The organism is Clostridium fungisolvens (assembly GCF_014193895.1).
Lineage (GTDB): Bacteria > Bacillota > Clostridia > Clostridiales > Clostridiaceae > Clostridium_AR > Clostridium_AR fungisolvens.
In genome coordinates, this window is the sequence record NZ_BLZR01000001.1 from 1,448,646 (window position 1) to 1,470,162 (window position 21,517).

A 21,517-nucleotide genomic window follows, 5' to 3' on the forward strand; every position below is an offset into this window, starting at 1 on the left:
CAGCAAAGTCTTTATACCTTTAAGTATTGGCCATAAGGTGCAAAGTTCTAAGTAACTATTATGTAAATTGGTGTCAATAATATTTTTGTACATGTATAAACTAAGTTAGAAAATATAACCCTTGTAATATTTTTTTATAACATTTCAAGTATAACATTAATAGTTTATAATAACAATTAAGATAAAGTTACATTTATGGCAGATAGGAGGGGGTTTTATGAGTTTTCATAACCTTAAACAACTATTTTCTACACATAAGGAAAAACCCTTAGGAACTTATAAAGAAAGCTCAGTTCTTATACCTATGTATGAGGAAAATAATGAAATGTTTTTTATATTTGAAAAAAGAGCTCTTACACTCAGAAGTCAACCTGGTGATATATGTTTTCCAGGAGGAAGGGTGGAGCCAGGAGAGGATAGAAGGGAAACCGCAATTAGAGAAACTATAGAAGAATTAAACATAAAAGAAGAGGACATAGATTACTTTGGACCGATGGACTTTTTTATTTCTCCCTATGGAGCTATTATTTATCCTTTTGTTGCACAACTTAAGGTATTTCCGAAGAATCCTAGTACTGATGAAGTTGATCATATATTTAAAGTTCCTATAAAGTTTTTTCTAGAAAATGAGCCTTTAAGGCATGAAATTGCAGTAGTGCCTAAAATAAGTGAAGACTTTCCTTATCATTTAATAAATGGAGGGAAAAACTATAATTTTGCTAAAGGAAAGATGGAACAGTATTTTTACAAATATGAGGATTATGTCATTTGGGGATTTACAGCAAGAATAATAAAAGAATTTGTAGACTTTATCAGAGCAGATAAAGCTCAAGAGTAATACCCCAGTTAGTCCATTAAAAACAATTATAAAACTCGCAAAGCTGATTAAAATTTCAGTCTTGCGAGTCTTGTATGCTTAAACAAATTTCTACCTACTAATACCTTTTCCAGAGTCTGAAATATCGATTAATTCCTCAGGATAGGGTTCTAGAAAGCTCTGGTCTAAAAGGTATTGATTACTGAATCTTATAGCGTGTGATTTCACTACATTAATAGGAACGCTTAAAGGTATTTTTCCTAATCTATATTTGTCTATGATTGAAAGCATAAATTCTTTTTCTTTAGAATTTAGATACTCGCTAAAATATCCTAATGCATGCATTAATACATTTATATTTGATGTATACCTTGGAGTTTTTGAGAGAAGTTTTAATAACCCAATATTATAGGAATCAATCAGCTCATCTATATTTAATAAATCGTGGTTTGCAACTATTCTACCAAGTTTTTTTAGTTCAGTTTGATTATAGGACATGAAAAGAAGCTTATGCCTGCTATGATATTTTACCAATGATGATAAATCTTTATGAGCTTTCACCTCTGAAAATTCTGCTAGGGTAAATATACTAGAGAGAAAGTGATTACGAATTGAGAAATTCTTTAATCTACCATCTTCTTCAATAGGGAGGTAATTAAATTTATTCTGTATAAGTCCTCCAAATATCCCCTTTCCTTTTGAACTGGATGCTCCTTTTTCGGTGCCGTTATATATTTTAACATCTCTAGTACCACATGATGGTGAACGGCTTTTTAAAAGAAAGCCATCTACTCCATTAAGGTCATTGATAAAGCTTTCAGAGAATTTTATCATATCCTCTGTATATTCCTTTTGTGTGGAATATTCAATTAGTTTAATATCACCATTACTACTAATTAATCGTATTACCTCTCTAGGGGTTGGAAGTCCTATGGCGCTTTCAGGACATACCTCTTTGAAATCTATAAATGGTTGAAGTCTTATATATAAATCAAAGGTAGATGCTTCGCCGTTATATCTACAGGGAGTGGTACCAAGACATTTGCTTACAACTATTCTAGGTTTTGACCATTTAAACATATATTTGCCTCCATTTAATTTATCTACAGTATATTTTAATCTTTAAGTATAAATATATACGAATGATTTTAGGAGAATTGTGGCGATAAACATGATTGATTATATAGGTGGTATTAAAAATAAATTAGTAACTAAATTTTGTAGAGTAGAACTTGAGTATCTATATATCAAGATAAAGTAGCAAAATTTAACTGAAATATTATATTGAATGGCGGATAAACTAATTTCAGATATAAAGAGTAGAATTTAGATATTAATTCTTATAAAGGAGGTAATAAATATGGGGAATCAGGGGTGAACATTACAAAGAAGAGTTTGATAACAGTATTACTTTTTGTTATTGTATTTTGTAAAACAGTATTGGCTGTTCCATTGAATAATAAAATAATTAATTGTGATAGTGATGAGTGTTATATGAATCACGATGATAAAAAAGTTGTTTTTTTAACCTTTGATGACGGACCAGGACGTTTAAGCAGTAAGAGAATTTTAAGTATACTTAAGCAAAAAAATGTTAAGGCAAGTTTCTTTATGGTTGGTGAAAATATAAAGAATGATACTGTTGAAGTTGTTGAAGGTTTATATGAAAATGGCATGGATATATATCCACATTGTTACGATCATCATTATAACTCTCTTTATAAAAGTGAAGATAGCTATTTTGAAGATTTCAATAAATACATAAATAGTACTAAAGGACTAATATTTAAAAATAAAAGGTTTTTTGTAAGAATGCCAGGTGGATCACTTAATACATATTGCAGCCAAGGTACATTAAAGAATATAAAAAGCAGGTTGGAAAAAAGTAATATTGATTATATAGATTGGAATGTTAGCATAGGAGATGCAGTAGGATCAAATATAAAAAAGGAGCAACTTGTTGATAATATAAAAAAGCAAGGTGACATTTATAGAGTTGCAGTGGTTCTTATGCATGATGCAGATTATAAAAGTTCAACTATCGATGCGTTACCAGAAATAATTGACTTTTATAAAGGGAAAGGTTATAGATTTAAATTGTTAAGTGAAATGACATCTCAAGAATATGAATATCTAAAGAAAGTAAGAGTTATAAATAAAAAATAATCAGTTTTCACTGATTATTTTTTATTTTGTATAAATTTATCTAGTTTATGTCTTAACTATTTTTATTTAATCTGCTTAGAATTGCATTTTTTGCATTGTATTCTAAAGAATCATCTAAGGCGTCTAAGGCAATTTCACCATATCTTATATCTAAGGCTGTTTTTATCATTCTATCGGCAAATTCAGGATTCTTCGATAATAGAGAACCATGAAAGTATGAGCCATAAGTATTTTTATAAATACAACCTTCGTTACCGTCTTCGCCGTTATTACCATAACCATGTAGGCATTTACCTAAAGGTTTGTGATTGTTTATATAAGTACGTCCAGAATGGTTTTCAAAACCAACATAGGTTTCACCAAACTCTTCATTGAAAATTGCAGTATTACCTATAAATCTTGTGTTTCCAGGTTCCGTATATATATCTAGAATTCCTAACCCTTCAAGTTTTTCGCCCTCAGGGGTAGTGTAATACTTTCCTAATAGCTGGTATCCACCACAAATAGCAATAAAAACTTTTCCACTCTCTATATACTTTTGGATAGCATCTTTTTTTGTATTAATAAGGTCATCAGATACTATAGATTGTTCATAATCTTGACCACCACCAAAAAACACAATATCATATTTATCTTCTTCGAATGGGTCATTAATAGAAACATTAATGATGTTAGTTTTAATACCTCTACTTTCTGCTCTATGCTTAAGTATAAGTATGTTTCCCATATCTCCATAGACGTTTAATAGATCAGGATATAAATGGCATATATTTAATTCCATAGTATCACCTCTTACCATAATTTTTTTATATAACCTTTAGAATGCAGATATTTTCTATAATTTATCATAGCTGTATAGGTTGCAAGAATATATATCTTTTCACCACTACAATCTTTGATATATTCAGTTATGTTTGAGAACTCAGCACTAATTTTAAATCTGTCAGTTGGAATACCAGCTGTTTTTAGTCTAACTGCCATATCATACATTCTTTCACCTGATATAAGAATATCCTTTAAATCTAATGCTGCAAGTTTTTCGAAATTTACATCCCATATCCAAGATACGTCTCTACCATCCGCATAATTATCATTTAAGAAAAATGCTACTGATAGACTATCTTTGCTAAGACAAAGGGTGTCAATAGCTTGATTGTAACCTGCTGGGTTTTTAACTAAAATTATCTTAACTTCCTTACCATCAACATTAATAACTTCTTGGCGTCCAAAACTGGATTCTTGTTTGTTTAAGGAAGTATTTATTGTTTTATCATCAATTCCAAGTTCTTTTGTTATTGCGTATGCACAAAGAGCATTGTAAATATTATACACTCCAGATTGTGTTACATTGAACTCGTGATTATTAAATTCAACTAAAGAGTTGTCTGATGTTATATCAAGTACACTTGTAAGGGTGTATTTCAATTCTGGTCTCTTATAGCCACAGCTTGGGCAATAAAAATCTCCAAGATGATTATAGGATACAAAATTGTATTCATAGTTTGTTTTACAAAACTTGCAGAATTTTGCATCTGAATTAATATCTATAACTTTTTCGTTGGTAGGGGATAAACCAAAACCAAAATAAGTTATAGGGTTTGGAACTTTTAAATCTCCGAGTAGTGACTCGTCACCATTTAATATTAGTTTTGTATTTGGAACAAGAGTGACACCTTCCATTATTTTTGAGAGTGTAGTGTACACTTCTCCATAACGATCTAGCTGATCTCTAAATAAATTAGTTATTGTTATAGACCAAGGAGTTAAATGTTTGGTTATAAATTTTAGATTAGCTTCGTCAACTTCAATTACTGCATATCGTTCCTTTGAACTGCCAAATTTATAGTTATCTATAAAACATGAAGTAATTCCAGGTAACATATTTGCACCTGTACTATTTGTTATTACGTCATATCCAGCTTCTTTTATAATGTTGTAGATCATACTAGTGGTAGTTGTCTTCCCGTTAGTTCCAGTGATCATGATGATTTTATAATTATTTGTTATAGTCTTGAGTATGGAACTATCAAATTTTAAAGCTATCTTGCCAGGAAAATTACTGCCACCTTTAAATAATTTCTTTGAAAAGAATAATGTTATTTTTGCTGCTATTATACTAATTAAAGATTTAATTTTAATTTAAGACACCACCTTTATAATTAATTATATACTTATGAAATGATTAGTAATCAATATAGTTGAATTTTTCACTAATCTTAAATGGAATGTTATAAGATCTATCATTTAAATCTTTTATTACAGAATCTTTTTTCTCGTAGTCAGTTATTATAAGTTTTATACCTATAGATACTGAATAGTTCTTATAAAATATAAAAGAAAATTGAGGGATATAGTTGATTTCTGTATTATTACAATTATTGACAAAGACAGTCTTGTTTATAAGTTTAAATTTATATTTGTCATAGCTGCTTGTTAGGACTAAGTTTGCTCCAGTTTTTGAAAGAACCTTTATATATTCATCATTCAATGGCTTTGAAGAATCAACATAAATTACAACAGGTAAATTATTTTTTTTCAAGTCTTCAACTGCATTCATCATCTTATTAAAATTATCAGTGGACTCATTGTCAACGTCGATATAGATAAAGTTAATTCTTTTACCCTGATAATTTGCTTGAAAATATGATTTAGATGAACAAAGATTAACTCCAAGCTTAGAGAAGGTATCAAACTGAGTATCCTTTGCAAAAATCAAGTTTATGTCTTTATCATTTACGAATTTTCTTAAGAAATCCATATCTACATCATCAGACTTATCTAAATATCCAAAAGTCAGATCGCTAGTTGATAAAAGCGTAGACACAAGTTGAAGGTTTTTTGTCATTGGAACCGGAGTTAAATATATTTCACTAACCTCTTCGCCATTTTTATCTTTTTTATATTCAATTTTATTAGCAGTACTATTAAACAAAATACTATTCAGTGTTAAGCTTATATTTGGTACATAGAAGTATACTATGATTCCAATAACAGCAAAAAGTAAGAATAGTAATATTAAATCAACAAATCTTTTTCTGGAAAAGTGCATTTTAATCACAACCTACCCTATAAACTAAAATATAGTATATCACAATATCAATTTTGCACCAATATATATAAGTGCTAATTGAGTTTATTCAATTTAAATAAATGATGAAAGTAGATTTTTTTTAGTGTTTTTGCTAGAATAAGAAGAGAATTTAAAATTTGGAGGAATTATGAGTAAGTTTACTGAATCCCTAAAAAATATTTTTGACAACGTTTTAGCTGGTTTAAGAAAGTTAGACTTAAGTTTTATTAAAAAGTTTTATAAAAATAAATTAGTTCCAATGTTATCAAGTATAAGAAAAATAGATTTAAAGAATTTAAATTTTAAAGATAGAAAAGTTAAGATAGCAGCAATAATAATAGCAGCTGTAGTGGTTATCGCTGTACCAACTACATATTATTTTTATAGACAAGCCCAAGATCAAACGGTAAAAATAGCTACAAATAAAGCAGAACAGTATTTTTATAAAAATGAATATGATAAAGCAATAGAAGAATATAACAAACTTAATGAAAAGGAAACTTGGCCTCTTTGGGATGTAAAGATAGCTGAGATTTATTCGGTTGAAGGAAATGTTGAAAAATCAAGAGAGTTACTTAAAAACTCGTTAGATAAAAGAACCAAGTACATAGAAAAGAATGGCGAAAAAAAGAAAGACTTTAAAGAAAAAGATGAATATCTTCTTAATTACATAGTTTTTACTGATTTTATGAACAAAGATTTTGATGAGGCTTTAAAACAAGGCGAACTAGCGTTATCAAAATATAAAGATTATAAGCCTTTAATAAAAACTATGTTTTCCACCTACATGTCGAACAATAAGGTTGATAAAGCAAATGCTTTAGTTGATACTTATCCAGTAGATGAAAAGTCTGCTTATGATATGGCTGACTATTCAAGAATGAAAATCCTTGTTGATAAATGGGATGATGGATTTAAATATCTTGAAAAGGCTTGGAATCTAGATAAAGATGAATACAAGGTGTATGATGTTCTTGCGCAGATTTCATCATATAATAGAGATGCATTACTAGAAAAGCTACTAGCATTAAAAGAAAAAAATAATGATAATGTAGCATACAATATGTGGCTAGCTAAGGTATATTCTATGACTAATGAGACCGCAGATGATTCTATAAAGTATTTAGATTCATTGAAGGACAAGGATACTGGTAAAATAGTAGTTAAACTAATAAGAGCTTCAGCTCTTCAAAATACAAATAAAACTAAGGAAGCTGATGAGCTTCTTGATAAAGTTATTGAAAGTAACAAAGAAGACTACAGAGTTTATCACACAGCTGCGTGGTACTATCTAGATAAAGGGGATTATAAAAAGGCTCTAGAATACTGTAACAACAGCATACTTAAGAATAAGGATTACCCTGATAATTATGGATTCTTAATGCCAGAAATTCTAAAGAAAATGAATAAAAATAAAGAGGCTGAACCATTCTTTAGAACTGCGTTACTAAAAGAACCATATAATTACAACATACTTTTAAATATTGCTAATTACTATTGGTATACAGAACAAGACTTAAATAAAGCATACGAGTTCTTCTATAAAGCATCATTAATCAAACCTAATGATAGTGAAATAGTTTATAATATGGCTATTATCAAGCTTAAACAAGATAAAAAGGATGATTGTGTAGAATTACTAAAAAAATCAATTGCATTAAACGAATCTGAACCAAAATATCATAGAACCCTTGGCACTATATATTTAGGAGATAATAAGAATTCAGATGCTATAAAAGAGATAAGATTTGCATATGCGGCAGATAAAAATGACATTCTTACTTTAAACAATGCTGGATGTTTCTATATTTCTATAAACGGAGATCTTGAAAGAGGTATGGTTAATTTGAAGGCTGCTTATACTGGAATATTGCAGTCAACTGATGAATATACTAAAAAAACAATTACTGAAAATTATGAGAAAGCGAAGAAAGTTTATGATGCGTATAATAAGGAAGATGGCTCTAGTATAAAGGTTCCAGACTTTACATTGTTTTATTAAGCTAATATGCAGTCGTAGCAGGACAAGGAAATCTTTGTTTCGAAACTTGTATATACAAAACTAGAACTTTGAAATATTATATTATATCATTAATTTATTAAGTACTACAAAGGAGGAATACATTATGTATCCAATTATTTTTGACAATATCTATTATGATAAGATATGGGGAGGAAGAGATTTCGAACTTTTTAGAGATAATCTTCCAGAAGGAGAAATAGGTGAAAGCTGGGATGTAGCATGTCATCCAAATGGAACAGGTGTAGTTTCCAATGGTGAATATAAAGGAACTTCGTTTAAGGAACTTATTGGAAGATTAGGAAGCGAATTAGTTGGTACTAAAATCGATAAGAATAGATTTCCTCTTTTAGTTAAACTTATAAATGCGAAGGATAAACTTTCTGTGCAAGTTCATCCAGATGATGAATATGGTTTAAGAGTAGAAGGGGATTTAGGAAAGACTGAATGCTGGTATGTACTTGAAGCTTTCGAAGGAGCCAATTTAGTTGTAGGAACTAAAAATTGTACAAAAGAACAATTTGTTAATGCAATTAACACTGGAAACTTTGATGAATATTTAAATAAGATTGAAGTTAAGAAAGGTGACTTTTTCTTTGTTAAAAGCGGATTAGTTCATGCTATTGGAGAAGGCGTAGTAATAGCTGAAATACAACAAAATAGTGATACAACTTATAGAGTTTATGATTATAATAGAGGAAGAGAAATTCATGTAGAAAAAGCTTTAGAGGTTATTGACTTCAGCTTAAAGGGTGAAAACAGTAACGGATTAAAAGTAGACTTAGATGGATTTTCTAAGACTTACTTAGCTCTTTGCGATTATTTTACTATAATAAAATATGATGTTGAGAAAGCAGTTAAAGAATTAAGCGATGCTGAAAGATTCTACATATTTACTTGTGTAGAAGGTAAAGGTACTATTAAATACTCAGCTGGTGAAGTTTCTGTTAAAAAAGGTGATAGCGTATTTATTCCAGCAAATCTTGGAGAGTATGAAATTTCGGGAAGTATTTCACTATTAAAGAGCTTTGTACCAGATGTTGCAAAAGTAGAGGCTGAAATACTAGAAATAGTTAAAAAATAAAAATACTAAGGTTTATATTTATCGATTCCAGGAGTAAAGAAGTGATAGGGCTTAAACTTCAAGTTTTGGTCTTATATCTTCATTAATCTTGGAATCTTTTATTTATAAAAGATGAGAGTTCACAATAATGTAAACTAAATTTAATTAATTTTTAATGGACAAAATAACTGCCAAATTTTATAATTAAGTGGTATGTCAAATAACAAGTGAAAGAGAGTGAGCATATGGCGTTAGATTTTATATTTATTTTAAAGGCGATAATAATTGGTATAGTAGAAGGAATAACTGAATTCATTCCAGTTTCATCTACTGGGCATATGATAATAGTTGGTGATTTAATTGGCTTTAGGGGAACAGAATTTACTAATATGTTTGAAATAGTAATACAATTAGGCGCAATACTAGCTATAGTAGTTTTATATTGGAATAAGATATGGACGATGATAAAATCCTTTTTCAAGTTTGAGAAAAAAGGAATTAAGTTCTGGTTAGTAATAATTGTTGGTACAATTCCTGCTTTAGTATTAGGTGTATTATTTAACGATATGATAGATAAATATTTATTCAGCTCTAAAACTGTTGCGATAGGCTTTATAGTTGGGGGTATTTTCTTAATAGTAGCTGAAAATAGCTTTAGAAAGAAAGCTAAAAGAGCAAGATCTGTTAAGGATATTGATGAAATTAGTTATGGTCAAGCTATACAAGTAGGTCTTTTTCAATGTTTAGCAATGTGGCCAGGAATGTCAAGAAGTGCATCTACAATAATTGGAGGATGGATTTCTGGTTTAAATACTGCAGTTGCTGCAGAATTTTCGTTCTTTTTAGCAATTCCTATAATGATGGGAGCATCTACTCTTAAGTTAGTAAAGTTTAATTATTCAACCCTTAATTCATCTGAGGTAGTTGCATTAGTGGCAGGTTTTGTAGTGGCATTTATAGTTGCATTAATTGTAGTTGATGGATTTATAGCTTTCTTAAAGAAGAAGCCAATGAGAGTTTTTGCAGTTTATAGATTATTTGCAGGACTTATATTAATAGCTTTAATATTAGCAAAAATAATAAAATAAGAACATATAACATAAAAGTTGAGTACATAAGAAAAATTGATATGTACTCAATTTTTTTTCATTCTTTCTAATTAATATTTGAATTAATAGACATAATAAAGAGAATAATAACATAAAAAGAATGGAGTGAGGATATGTCTACAGCAGCAGAAAGAATTAAAGTTATACTTGATAGGAAAAAATGGAGTAAGAATGATTTAGATGTATCATGGGTGCAGCTAAGTAAATTGCTTTTAATTAAAAATCAACTTATTGTTATAATTAAAGGAAACACTTTAGATGAACCAGTTTGGGCAAAGATTGAAAATTTTAAAGAAATGAATGATGAACTCATATTTTATTATGATGGTGAATATGAGACAGTACTAACAGAGGATGAATATGAGGAATACAAAGAATGTATAGGAAAAGAAGAGTGGGAAGCTCTATTTTCAATAGATAGTTTGAAAAAGCTTACAGATATGAATTTAATTGATGATAAAGGCTTCTATTTACAGATGCATGGAAATATGAGCAATACAGAGAATACAGAAGGTATACAAAAATATGAGGAAGTATATAAAGAATTGAGCATGAAATAAATTAAATTTTGAGAATATTTTATAAAATTTTTAATATTAAAAAAATATACTTTTCACAAAGATTTTAATGTGATATCATTAAATAGAAATTAATGTACACATTTACACAAAAATATATAAAAGAATGAACATTCGGGTAGAGGGGGATATGAGATGGCAGAAAAAGTAAAAAAAATCGCATTATTAACTGGTGGAGGAGATTGCCCAGGGCTAAACGCAGTGATAAGGGCAGTTACTAGAACTGCTATATTACAGTATGGTTATGAGGTTTATGGTTACAAGTTTGGATATAGAGGTCTTTATAACAATGATATAGTTCCTCTAACACTTGAGTCAGTATCTGGAATTCTTCACAGAGGAGGTACTATTTTATATAGTTCAAACAAAGATAATCTATTTGATTATCAAGTTGAAGAAGATGGAAAGATTGTGAAAAAAGATGTGTCTGATGTTGGAGTTGAAAACTTAAAAAAAGAAGGCATAGATACATTAGTAGTAATCGGTGGTGATGGAACTCTTACATCTGCAAGAGATTTTGCAAGAAAAGGTGTTAATGTTATAGGTGTTCCAAAAACAATTGATAATGATTTAGAAGCTACAGATGTAACTTTCGGGTTTAACACTGCAATAGAAATTGCAACTGAAGCTCTTGATAGATTGCATACTACTGCTGAATCACATCATAGAATAATGCTTTTAGAAGTAATGGGAAGAAATGCAGGTTGGATAGCTTTAGAATCAGGAATTGCTGGTTCTGCTGATGTTATATTGATACCTGAGATTCCATATGATATTAATAAAATAGTAGATAAAATAAGACAAAGAGAAGCTGAAGGTAAACCATTCTCAATAATCGTAGTAGCAGAAGGTGCTAAACCATTAAATGGTGAAGTAGTTGTTTCTAAAGTAGTTGCTGATTCACCAGATCCAATAAGACTTGGTGGAATTGCAAATAAATTAGCAATAGACTTAGAGAATTTAATAAAAAATCATGAAGTAAGAAGTACTGTTCTTGGTCATATACAAAGAGGTGGAAATACTTCTACTTACGATAGAATATTATCAACTAGATATGGTGCAGCTGCTGTTGAATTGATTAATGAAGGAAAGTTCGGAAATATGGTTTGCTTAAAAGGTGATACTATTTCTTATGAAAGCTTAGAGAATGTTATTGGAAAGACTAAGGATGTAAATCCAGACGGAGAACTAGTAACTGTTGCTAAAAAAATAGGAATTTCCTTTGGAGATTAATATCAAAAGCACTAATTCATATGAATTAGTGCTTTTATAAAGCTTAAAATAGAAATAATAAGAATATTTATAAAATACTTCTAAATATTCTGAAAATATGCTATAATTAGTATAGACATCAAACATAGAAAGCTGGAGGGTATTATGAAGGAGATAAAAAAATATTTAGAGACAAGGATCGGAACATATGGATTTTTCTTCGAGGATTTGGTGAGTGGTTATACTTATGGGTACAATGAAAACGTTAAAATGACAGCAGCAGGATGTATGAAGCTTCCAATTGCTATAGCTTTAATTAAAGAAGTTGAGCTTGAGAAACTTAACTTTTTGGATAAAATAAAGATAGAAAAGCAAGATAAAGTTTATGGTACTGGAATTATTCATGAATTTAATGATAGAGACTATACTGTGTTTGAACTTTTAGTTGCAATGTTGATACAAAGCGATAATACTGCAGCAAATAAGATAATTGATATCATTGGAATGGACAGAATAAATGAAATTTTAAAAGAGATGAACTTGAAGAATACGGAATTAAATAGAAAAACTACTGATGAGAGACACAAACATTCTGATGTTGAAAATATGACTAGTGCATATGACTTATGTCTTTTATGGAAACATCTTTACAAAGCTACTTACTTAAATAAAGAAAATAGCACAATGCTTGTAGATATCTTGAGAAGACAGCAAATAAAAAATAAATTAGCGCTTTATATTCCAGAAGATTTGAAATATGATATCTCAAGTAAAACTGGAGATAAGAGTGGTGTTGAAAATGATACTGAGCTTATAGAATTAAGCAAAGGTAGTTTTGCATTCTCAGTATTGTCTATGGATATTCCAAACAGTGTTTACGGAACAATAACTCTTGCTAAATGTGGTAAGATGATGTGGGATAATTTAATGAATAATTGGCATTGAGCCTCAAGCTCTTGATAACTCCTAGGTTTCTAGGAGTTATAATTTTGCAAAAATATAAGTATATAAAACAGAAAAATCAGTAGATCAACTTATAACTGTTGATTTACTGATTTTTTATTGTGAATAAAGATGTACCATTTCAATCTGAAAATATAAGTTTTATTATGAAGTGGTACATCTATAATATTGTAGTTGGAAATTTTAAATATGCGTAAGCTCATTAAAGCATCTGATGGATGACCACTTAATTTCAACAAGGGGCTTTAACAGCACCAAGTTTTTATGAATAGTATAAATTATTTTGAGATTTTAGTATCTTCAACACCTTCAAATGCATTTATATACATCTCTTTAATTTCACTTATTAGTGGATATCTTGGATTTGCACCAGTGCATTGATCATCGAAGGCTTGTTCACACATATCATCTAAAGTTCTGTAGAAGGATCCTTCTGATACTCCAGTCTCTTTAATTGACATTGGAATATTAATCTTTAATTTTAAATCGTCTATTGCATCAATTAATAATTGTAGTTTTTCATTTTCAGTATTTCCGCCAAGCTTTACATGATCCGCTATATTAGCATATCTGCTTTTTATATTTGGATATTTATATTGAGGGAAGCCAGCCTGTTTTTTAGGATTATCAACAGCGTTGAATTTTATTACTTCATTAATTAGTAAAGCATTTGCTATACCGTGAGGTATGTGATGTTCTGCTCCAAGTTTATGAGCCATTGAATGACAAACTCCTAAGAATGCATTAGCAAAAGCCATACCAGCCATTGTGGAAGCATGAGCCATCTTCTCTCTGGCTTTTATATTTGTTGTGCCTTCATTGTACGCAGCTGGTAGGTACTTGAATATTAATCTAATTGCTTCTAAAGCTAGTCCGTTTGTATATTCTGATGCTTGGATAGAGGTATAAGCTTCGATAGCATGAGTTAATGCATCTATTCCTGAAGCTGCAGTTAGACCTCTAGGCATATTCATCATAAGCTCTGCATCTATTATTGCCATATCAGGAGTTAGTTCATAATCAGCAAGAGGATATTTTATACCAGATTTCTCATCAGTAATAACGGCAAATGGAGTAACCTCAGAGCCTGTACCAGCTGAAGTTGCTATAGCCACCATCATTGCTTTTGTTCCTAACTTAGGGAAAGGGCATATTCTTTTTCTTATATCCATAAATCTCATAGCAACATCTTCAAATTTTATCTCAGGATGTTCGTATAAAACTCTCATTATCTTTGCGGCATCCATTGGAGAACCACCGCCAAGGGCAATTACTACATCAGGTTCATAATTTAACATTTCTTTTGAGCCCTTTATTGCGGTAGAAAGGGTAGGGTCAGGTTCTACTTCAGTAAATACCTTATAGTCTATTCCGATTTCTGAAAGAACAGAGGTAACTTTATCTGTGTATCCAAGGTCATTTAGTACTTTATCAGTAACGATAAATGCTTTTTTCTTATTCATATCCTTAAGCTCTCTTATTGCAAAAGGTAAAGAACCGTATTTAAAATATATTTTTTGAGGAACCTTAAACCAAAGCATGTTTTCTCTCCTTTCAGCTACGTTCTTTATATTAAGCAGATGCTTAGGGCCTATATTGTCTGACACAGAATTCCCACCCCAAGGACCACAACCTAAGGTTAATGATGGAGTTAATCTAAAGTTAAACACATCTCCCATAGCTCCATGAGTAGCTGGTACATTTATTAATGTTCTTACTGTCTTCATAGCGGTAGTAAATCTATCAACTTTTTCTTTCTGTGTTAAAGTATCAATATATAGTATTGAGGTATGTCCAAGGCCTCCTTGTTCAATAAGGAATTCTGCTTTTTCAACTGCTTCATCAAAAGTTTTTACTTTGTATAAGGCAAGAACAGGTGAAAGCTTCTCGTGTGCAAAAGGTTCAGAGAAATCCACTATTTCTGTTTCTGCAACTAGAACTCTTGTATTCTCAGGAACCTTGATATCTGCAAGTTCAGCTATTTTTATAGCTGATTGTCCCACTATATTAGGATTTATATTGCCATTAACTAAAAGTATTTTTCTTAACTTTTCAGCTTCTGAGGTTTTTAAGACGTAACCACCGCGATCTTCAAATTCGGTTTTTACCTTATCATATATTGAATCAAGAACTAAAACAGATTGTTCCGAAGCACATATAACACCGTTATCAAAGGATTTAGATAAAAGAATTGAACTGACTGCCATTTTTATATGAGCACTTTCATCTATAATTGCAGGAGTGTTACCGGCTCCAACACCTATAGCAGGTTTTCCTGATGAATAAGCAGCCTTTACCATAGCAGGACCACCAGTAGCTAATATCATATCTGCTTCTCTCATTATGGTTTGGGAAAGTTCGATACTAGGTTCATCTATCCAGCCGATTATACCTTCTGGAGCACCAGCTTTAATAGCTGCATCTAAAACAATTCGTGCAGCTTCAATATTGGCATTTTTTGCTCTAGGATGTGGAGAAAATATTATTCCATTTCTAGTTTTTAAAGCAATTAAAGCTTTAAAAATTGCAGTAGAAGTAGGGTTTGTAGTTGGGATGACAGCAGCTATTACTCCAATTGGTGCGGCAATTCTTTTAAAACCAGCAGCTTCATCGTACTCAATAACGCCACAAGTCTTTTCGTCTTTGTATTTGTTGTAAATATATTCAGCGGCGAAATGATTTTTCATTACTTTATCTTCAAGGATTCCCATTCCGCTTTCATTAACAGCCATTTTGGCTAATTTAATTCTTGCATTGTTTGCAGCGATAGCTGCACTTCTAAATATCTCGTCTACTTTTTCTTGGGAGTAAGTGGCAAATACTTTTTGTGCTTTTCTTACCTCGTCGAGTTTTTTTAATAGATCTTCATTGTTTACAACCTTCATTATAGATCCCCTCTTTCAAAAAAGTTTGTTAAAAGTTTAATTATTATGTTAATAATATAACAAAGTTTTTTATAAGGCAAGTAAAATTTTTAGAAAATTCAAGAAAAATATTTTATTGATATCGGAATATTTAGTGATAATCACTGAAAATATAATTAAAAAATAGAAAAAACACCAATTCAAAATAAAAGTGGATGAAATAAGTTGAGTTTACAGAAAAAACATTGTCAAACAATTAACTATATGTTGGATTATAATGTATTGGCACAGTTATTGCTTAAATTATAATATGGCATAAATTGTTCATTGCATAATTAGTTTCTTATTATTCCAAATTTATTAAACCAAGATTGAACTAAAATAATAACTAAATGTGCCGGTTTGTTGATAAAATTATATTACATATTTTTAAAATCAAAACTAGAGATGAGGTGTGATAAAATTTACTATTCTTTATATAGAAATATTGGGAGGAGTAATTTATGGATAAATTGATTGAGATCATTAAAACTGAGGATAAAAAGAATCCATATACTGATCAAGAACTTAGTGAAATGCTATCTATGCCAAGAGCAAAAATTCTTACTGAAAGAAATAAACAAAATATTCCAGATTCAAGGGATAGAAGAAAAGATATTTTATTGAAGGATTTAAAAGAAATTTTAAAAATACATCCTAATGTATCTGAGAGAAAATTAACTGAATTAATGATTGAAAGAGGGTATGAAATTTCTAGAAATATAATATCTAGAGTTATGAAAGATCATGTTGAAGAATTGGTGCAAAACGAAAAAGAGATAATAAATGCTGGTGAGTTTATTGAAAAACAAACTAATAGAAGAGATGGTTGCTTCAATAAATTAATAGGTGTTAATGGAAGTCTTAAAAACAAGATTGATTTAGCTAAGGCTGCAATACTATACCCTCCTCACGGACTTCACACACTTATTTATGGCGGCACAGGGGTAGGGAAAAGTGAACTTGCAGAATGTATGTATGAATTTGCCATACATAGCAAGGTAAAGCCTAAAGATGCACCTTTAGTGATATTTAACTGTGCAGATTATGCTGAGAATGCTAATTTACTTATATCTCAATTATTTGGTGTAGTAAAAGGAGCCTATACTGGAGCTAATGTGGATAGGGAGGGGCTAGTTGATAAAGCCAATGGCGGCATATTATTTTTAGATGAAATACACAGACTCCCGCCTGAAGGGCAAGAGATATTATTTTATCTTATAGATAAAGGTAAATATAGAAGGCTTGGAGAAACAAATACCGAAAGAAACGTAAACGTTTTGATACTAGGAGCTACTACAGAAAATCCAGAATCTAACTTGCTACTAACCTTTAGAAGAAGAATTCCAATGCTGATTGAATTGCCTAAATTAAATGATAGACCTCTTTCAGAGAGACTAGAAATAATAATTATGTTTTTAATAAGAGAGGCAAATAGAATAAATAAAAACCTTTTAGTTTCTAAAGATGTGTTAATGAGTTTAATGCTATATAACTGTCAAGGTAACATCGGGCAATTAAAAAGTGATATTCAAGTAATATGTGCAAAAAGCTATGTAAAATATATGTCACAAAATACTGATGAAGTATTAATAGATATGGAGGATTTGAGTAACTTTATTAAAAGTCCATTCCTAAAAGGAGGGGCTATTAATAAGACATTAATGAACTTAGTCACAGATGACATGTATATAGACATAAAGAATATGGAGAACTATAAGAATCAAATAAATGAATATGTAAATGAAAATGAGATATATCAATATATAGAAAATGAGTTCCAAAAACTTGAGAAGCAAGGATTGAAGGTTGAAGAAATTGATGATATTCTTCATAGAAAAGTTGAAGATAAACTTGGAAAGATTATGGATCACAAAGATATAGCCAAGTTATTGAACATCAATGAGCTTAAAACTATTGTTATGCCAGAAGTTATAGATATTACAGAAGGAATACTGGAATTAGTTAGAGGGAAATACAAGGTAATTAATAAAAGCTTCTTTATTGCATTAGCCATACACATTAATTTTACTATTGAAAGAATTCTTACTGGTAAGAAAATTATTAAATCTAATATACACAAAAATAGAGATAAACTAACTCAAGAATTTGAAATAGCTGAAAAAATAAGAAGAATGATTGAGAAGGCTACAAAACTAAAAATACCAGAAGATGAATCGGGGTATATAGCTCTTTATATAAAGAAATTCTGCTCTGATGAACTAATTTTAGAACCAAAGGTAAAAGTGATAATAATTACTCATGGTCATGTTGCAGAGGGAATGGCTGAAGTTGCAAATAAATTGCTTGGAGTAGATGATGCCATTGGAATTGAAATAGAACTAGATGAATCACCAGAAGAGGCACTGGAAAGAACTATAAGGGTTGTAAAACAGGTTGATGAAGGAAGAGGATGTCTATTACTTGTAGATATGGGGTCTTTAGGGGGATTCGCATCCGCAGTTGAAAAAGTTACTGAAATTAAAACAAAAACTATTGGAAGAGTAGATACACTTCTAGCTTTAGAAGCAGTAAGAAAAGCCTCAATAGAAGGTGCAAGTTTAGAAAATATTGTTGAAGAATTAAACCAATCTAAAATGTATAATGGAACATTTAAGGACGAAGCCTCAAATGCTAATTTTTTAAAGAGCAGGAAAAAGGCATTGGTAACTGTTTGCCTCACTGGACATGGAAATGCATTAAATATCAAAAAGTTTTTACAAAATCATTTAAAAAGAAAGGACTTAGGGGTAGAAATATTTCCTATAGGGTTTATTGACAAACATGATGTGGAAGAGGAAATAAGTAAAATTTCATTAGAATATGAAATTTTAGCTGTTTGTGGAACTATTAATCCTAAGCTAGGAAAAGTACCATTCATATCATATGAAAGTCTAATCAATGGACAAGGTATAACAAGATTAGAGAAGTTGATGGATATATTTATTGAGGTTGATAAAGAGGAAGAAGTTAAAAAAGGGAGATTAGAAGATCTTATAAAAGAAGAGTTAATATATCTTGAAATGGATGCATTATCAAAAGAAGATGTTTTAGATAAAATGTCCCAAGAACTTGAAGATAATGGTTATGTAAATGAGAAATTTGCATTAAGTGTTTACAAAAGAGAAGCAATGGGAAGTGGAATATTTAATAACAAAGTAGCAATACCACATGGATTGCCTGAGAATGTTGTAAAACCCATAATTTCCATAGCTAAACTAAAAAATCCAATACAATGGGATAATGATGTAATGGTAGATTTAGTTTTTATGTTGGCACTTAAAGAAAATAATAGAGAAGAGATTAAAAAATTATTTTCGATGATAAGAGATGAAAACCTTTTAAAAGAGCTGTGTTTAAAGAAATCGAATACAGATATAAAGAAAATGTTTTCATAAGAGCAAAATGTGCCAAAAACTTGGCATGGGGATTGCTATATAATATTGTGACTGGAATTGGAAAGGAGAATTTAAATGGAGATAAGCAATTATATTAAGAAAGAATTAATAAAACTAAATTTACCATGTAAAAGTAGAAATGAATTGTTTCAAATTATGCACCAGGAAGCTTATAAGTATGGATATGTAAAGGAAGATTTCTTGCAAGGGTTATTGTCTAGAGAAGAAGTTTTCCCAACTGGAATAAAATTATCTAATTACAGTGTAGCCATTCCTCATACTGAAGCAGAGTATGTTAATAATCAGTTTATATCAGTAGTTGTTCCAGAAAAACCAATTAGATTTAAACAAATGGATGATGAGACGATGGAGACAGAGGTAAGTTTGATTTTCATGTTGGGATTAAATAAACCACATAGTCAATTGGAAGCATTAAAAGAGTTAATGACATTAATTCAAAAGGAGGATGTGATAAGGGAAATTATATCAGCGAAGAATGAAAATGAAGTAATGGATTTGTTAGATGATATTTGTTGTTAGAAAATTTATAAAATAAAATTTTAGGAGGAAATAAATATGAAAAAACGTATATTAGTGGCTTGCGGTGCAGGTATTGCAACTTCAACGGTGGTTTGTGACAGAGTGGAAAATTTAGTTAAAGACAATGGTATAGATGCAGAAATAACTCAATGTAAGATAGCTGAAGTAGTATCGTTACAAGACCAGGCAGATTTAATAGTTTCAACTACAATCTTACCAACAACTTATAAGATACCAGCTATTAAAGCAACAGCATATATAACTGGAATTGGTACAGAAAAGCTTGATCGACAAATATTGGATCTTTTAAAGTAAAATGCTTTAAATCTGTCTTTTTATATAAAAAGTAAAAAGACAGTTTAAATAAAAATAAAATCTAATTTATGGGGGTATGTATAATGGATAAACTTATGGGAATTGTTCAGTACATCTTAGGAATTGGACCAACGGCAATATTGCCAATCGCAATCTTAATAATCGGATTAATATTTGGAACTGGTTTCAAAAAAGCATTTAAATCTGGAATAATAATTGGTATTGGTTTTGTAGGTATAAATCTAGTGGCAGGTCTTTTAACAGGTACATTAGGTCCTGTAGCACAAGCTATGGTTGCAAGATTTGGTTTGAATCTAACTGTAATAGACGCTGGATGGCCAGCAGCAGCAGCAGCAGCTTGGGCTTCACCAGTAGCAGCTATATTAATCCCAATATGTTTGATAGTTAACCTAATAATGATATTCTTCAAACTTACAAACACTCTTGATATTGATATCTGGAATTATTGGCACTTTGTTGCAGCAGGAGCTACTGGATATATAGTAACTGGCAGCTGGTGGTTTGCAATACTTTGTGCAGTATTATATGAAATCATTGTTTTAATTGTAGCAGACAAAACTGCTCCTATGGTTAAAAACTTCTACGACCTTGATGGTATATCACTTCCAACTGGATCAACCGCAGCTTTTGCACCTTTAGGATATTTAATAGGAAATGTAGTTGAGAGAATACCTGGAATTAGTAAATTACACGCAGATCCTCAATCAATTCAAAAAAGATTTGGTATATTTGGAGAACCTATGATGATGGGTTTAATACTAGGATGTGTACTTGGAGCACTTGCTGGACAAGATCCTGGAACTATATTTAAAACAGGTATATCAATGGCCGGTGTAATGCTTTTAATGCCAAGAATGGTAAAGATATTAATGGAAGGTTTAATTCCTATATCAGAAGCAGTTAAAAAGATGCTTCAAACAAAATATGCAGGAAGAGAATTATATATTGGTATAGATGCAGCTGTATCAGTTGGACATCCATCAGTTATGGCAACAGCATTAATTCTAGTTCCAATTACATTATTCTTAGCAGTAATATTACCAGGAAACAAAGTATTACCTTTCGGAGATTTAGCAACTATACCTTTCTACATGGCATTTATAGTTGGATTTAGAAAAGGAAATATCGTTCACTCTGTAATCACTGGAACTATATTAATAGCTATATCATTATTTATGGCTACAAACTTTGCTGATGTTCATACATCAATGATGGCAAATGCAAACTTCCATATGCCAAATGGTGCAACTCAAATTTCAAGCTTAGATATGGGTGGTAACTTATTTAACTGGTTAATATTAAAATTTGCTGAATTAGCTAAAGCTTTATTCTAAAAATTTAA

The 21,517-nt window shown here is 30.4% G+C and carries 17 protein-coding genes; 12 read left to right on the plus strand and 5 right to left on the minus strand.

Features of this window, described 5'->3' with window-relative positions:
• Positions 1-217: 217 nt before the first annotated feature.
• Entirely contained in the window at positions 218-838 is a 621-nt protein-coding gene (locus tag bsdtw1_RS05895) for an NUDIX hydrolase (protein WP_183276675.1), read from the plus strand.
• Between the two features lie 90 nt (positions 839-928).
• On the opposite strand, the gene bsdtw1_RS05900 is transcribed toward bsdtw1_RS05895, so the two are convergent.
• On the minus strand, positions 929-1,897 hold the full coding sequence (locus bsdtw1_RS05900; RefSeq protein WP_183276676.1) for a YbgA family protein: 969 nt from the start codon (positions 1,895-1,897) through the stop codon (positions 929-931).
• A gap of 294 nt (positions 1,898-2,191) precedes the next feature.
• Here bsdtw1_RS05900 and bsdtw1_RS05905 point away from each other — a divergent pair, with 294 nt between their 5' ends.
• On the plus strand, positions 2,192-2,983 hold the full coding sequence (locus bsdtw1_RS05905; protein WP_183276677.1) for a polysaccharide deacetylase family protein: 792 nt from the start codon (positions 2,192-2,194) through the stop codon (positions 2,981-2,983).
• 52 nt (positions 2,984-3,035) lie between these two features.
• Here the strand turns inward: bsdtw1_RS05905 and bsdtw1_RS05910 are convergent, their stop codons facing one another.
• The 3 genes from bsdtw1_RS05910 to bsdtw1_RS05920 are packed head-to-tail and all read right to left on the minus strand — an operon-like array spanning position 3,036 to position 6,032.
• Positions 3,036-3,764 (minus strand): type 1 glutamine amidotransferase, encoded by a 729-nt coding sequence (locus bsdtw1_RS05910; RefSeq protein ID WP_183276678.1) that lies wholly within the window; start codon positions 3,762-3,764, stop codon positions 3,036-3,038.
• A gap of 11 nt (positions 3,765-3,775) precedes the next feature.
• Positions 3,776-5,122 (minus strand): Mur ligase family protein, encoded by a 1,347-nt coding sequence (locus bsdtw1_RS05915; RefSeq protein ID WP_244638215.1) that lies wholly within the window; start codon positions 5,120-5,122, stop codon positions 3,776-3,778.
• Positions 5,123-5,165: 43 nt separating this feature from the next.
• Entirely contained in the window at positions 5,166-6,032 is an 867-nt protein-coding gene (locus bsdtw1_RS05920; protein WP_183276679.1) for a hypothetical protein, read from the minus strand.
• Positions 6,033-6,201: 169 nt separating this feature from the next.
• Between bsdtw1_RS05920 and bsdtw1_RS05925 the strand changes: the two genes are divergently transcribed.
• From bsdtw1_RS05925 to bsdtw1_RS05950, 6 genes are all read left to right on the plus strand, one after another.
• The gene (locus bsdtw1_RS05925; RefSeq protein WP_183276680.1) at positions 6,202-8,055 is read left to right on the plus strand and encodes a tetratricopeptide repeat protein; all 1,854 of its coding nucleotides are present in this window, start codon (positions 6,202-6,204) and stop codon (positions 8,053-8,055) included.
• Positions 8,056-8,179: 124 nt separating this feature from the next.
• The gene (manA, locus tag bsdtw1_RS05930; RefSeq protein WP_183276681.1) at positions 8,180-9,157 is read left to right on the plus strand and encodes a mannose-6-phosphate isomerase, class I; all 978 of its coding nucleotides are present in this window, start codon (positions 8,180-8,182) and stop codon (positions 9,155-9,157) included.
• 224 nt (positions 9,158-9,381) lie between these two features.
• Positions 9,382-10,224, plus strand: a complete 843-nt coding sequence (locus bsdtw1_RS05935; RefSeq protein WP_183276682.1) for an undecaprenyl-diphosphate phosphatase — start codon at positions 9,382-9,384, stop codon at positions 10,222-10,224.
• Positions 10,225-10,358: 134 nt separating this feature from the next.
• Positions 10,359-10,805 carry a hypothetical protein gene (locus bsdtw1_RS05940; protein ID WP_183276683.1) on the plus strand — a complete coding sequence of 149 codons (447 nt, stop codon included), beginning with the start codon at positions 10,359-10,361 and terminating at the stop codon, positions 10,803-10,805.
• Between the two features lie 153 nt (positions 10,806-10,958).
• Entirely contained in the window at positions 10,959-12,056 is a 1,098-nt protein-coding gene (locus bsdtw1_RS05945; RefSeq protein ID WP_183276684.1) for a 6-phosphofructokinase, read from the plus strand.
• A gap of 144 nt (positions 12,057-12,200) precedes the next feature.
• On the plus strand, positions 12,201-12,980 hold the full coding sequence (locus tag bsdtw1_RS05950; RefSeq protein ID WP_183276685.1) for a serine hydrolase: 780 nt from the start codon (positions 12,201-12,203) through the stop codon (positions 12,978-12,980).
• A 296-nt stretch (positions 12,981-13,276) separates the two neighbouring features.
• On the opposite strand, the gene adhE is transcribed toward bsdtw1_RS05950, so the two are convergent.
• Positions 13,277-15,883: a bifunctional acetaldehyde-CoA/alcohol dehydrogenase gene (gene adhE / locus bsdtw1_RS05955; protein WP_183276686.1), complete on the minus strand. Its 2,607-nt coding sequence runs from the start codon at positions 15,881-15,883 to the stop codon at positions 13,277-13,279.
• Positions 15,884-16,365: 482 nt separating this feature from the next.
• Between adhE and bsdtw1_RS05960 the strand changes: the two genes are divergently transcribed.
• From bsdtw1_RS05960 to bsdtw1_RS05975, 4 genes are all read left to right on the plus strand, one after another.
• The gene (locus tag bsdtw1_RS05960; protein WP_183276687.1) at positions 16,366-19,299 is read left to right on the plus strand and encodes a sigma 54-interacting transcriptional regulator; all 2,934 of its coding nucleotides are present in this window, start codon (positions 16,366-16,368) and stop codon (positions 19,297-19,299) included.
• A 75-nt stretch (positions 19,300-19,374) separates the two neighbouring features.
• Complete coding sequence (locus bsdtw1_RS05965) at positions 19,375-19,839, plus strand: PTS sugar transporter subunit IIA (RefSeq protein WP_183276688.1); 465 nt, start codon at positions 19,375-19,377, stop codon at positions 19,837-19,839.
• 36 nt (positions 19,840-19,875) lie between these two features.
• Positions 19,876-20,154 (plus strand): PTS sugar transporter subunit IIB, encoded by a 279-nt coding sequence (locus bsdtw1_RS05970; protein WP_183276689.1) that lies wholly within the window; start codon positions 19,876-19,878, stop codon positions 20,152-20,154.
• Positions 20,155-20,237: 83 nt separating this feature from the next.
• Positions 20,238-21,509 (plus strand): PTS galactitol transporter subunit IIC, encoded by a 1,272-nt coding sequence (locus bsdtw1_RS05975; protein ID WP_183276690.1) that lies wholly within the window; start codon positions 20,238-20,240, stop codon positions 21,507-21,509.
• Positions 21,510-21,517: the final 8 nt, after the last annotated feature.

Excerpts from the sequence above, each read along its gene's own strand:
- bsdtw1_RS05950 (WP_183276685.1), top strand. The coding sequence starts at position 12,201 with ATGAAGGAGATAAAAAAATATTTAGAGACAAGGATCGGAACATATGGA.
- bsdtw1_RS05920 (WP_183276679.1), bottom strand. The coding sequence starts at position 6,032 with ATGCACTTTTCCAGAAAAAGATTTGTTGATTTAATATTACTATTCTTA.
- manA (WP_183276681.1), top strand. The coding sequence starts at position 8,180 with ATGTATCCAATTATTTTTGACAATATCTATTATGATAAGATATGGGGA.
- bsdtw1_RS05935 (WP_183276682.1), top strand. The coding sequence starts at position 9,382 with ATGGCGTTAGATTTTATATTTATTTTAAAGGCGATAATAATTGGTATA.
- bsdtw1_RS05945 (WP_183276684.1), top strand. The coding sequence starts at position 10,959 with ATGGCAGAAAAAGTAAAAAAAATCGCATTATTAACTGGTGGAGGAGAT.
- bsdtw1_RS05970 (WP_183276689.1), top strand. The coding sequence starts at position 19,876 with ATGAAAAAACGTATATTAGTGGCTTGCGGTGCAGGTATTGCAACTTCA.
- bsdtw1_RS05965 (WP_183276688.1), top strand. The coding sequence starts at position 19,375 with ATGGAGATAAGCAATTATATTAAGAAAGAATTAATAAAACTAAATTTA.
- adhE (WP_183276686.1), bottom strand. The coding sequence starts at position 15,883 with ATGAAGGTTGTAAACAATGAAGATCTATTAAAAAAACTCGACGAGGTA.
- bsdtw1_RS05960 (WP_183276687.1), top strand. The coding sequence starts at position 16,366 with ATGGATAAATTGATTGAGATCATTAAAACTGAGGATAAAAAGAATCCA.
- bsdtw1_RS05925 (WP_183276680.1), top strand. The coding sequence starts at position 6,202 with ATGAGTAAGTTTACTGAATCCCTAAAAAATATTTTTGACAACGTTTTA.
- bsdtw1_RS05895 (WP_183276675.1), top strand. The coding sequence starts at position 218 with ATGAGTTTTCATAACCTTAAACAACTATTTTCTACACATAAGGAAAAA.
- bsdtw1_RS05910 (WP_183276678.1), bottom strand. The coding sequence starts at position 3,764 with ATGGAATTAAATATATGCCATTTATATCCTGATCTATTAAACGTCTAT.
- bsdtw1_RS05900 (WP_183276676.1), bottom strand. The coding sequence starts at position 1,897 with ATGTTTAAATGGTCAAAACCTAGAATAGTTGTAAGCAAATGTCTTGGT.
- bsdtw1_RS05975 (WP_183276690.1), top strand. The coding sequence starts at position 20,238 with ATGGATAAACTTATGGGAATTGTTCAGTACATCTTAGGAATTGGACCA.
- bsdtw1_RS05940 (WP_183276683.1), top strand. The coding sequence starts at position 10,359 with ATGTCTACAGCAGCAGAAAGAATTAAAGTTATACTTGATAGGAAAAAA.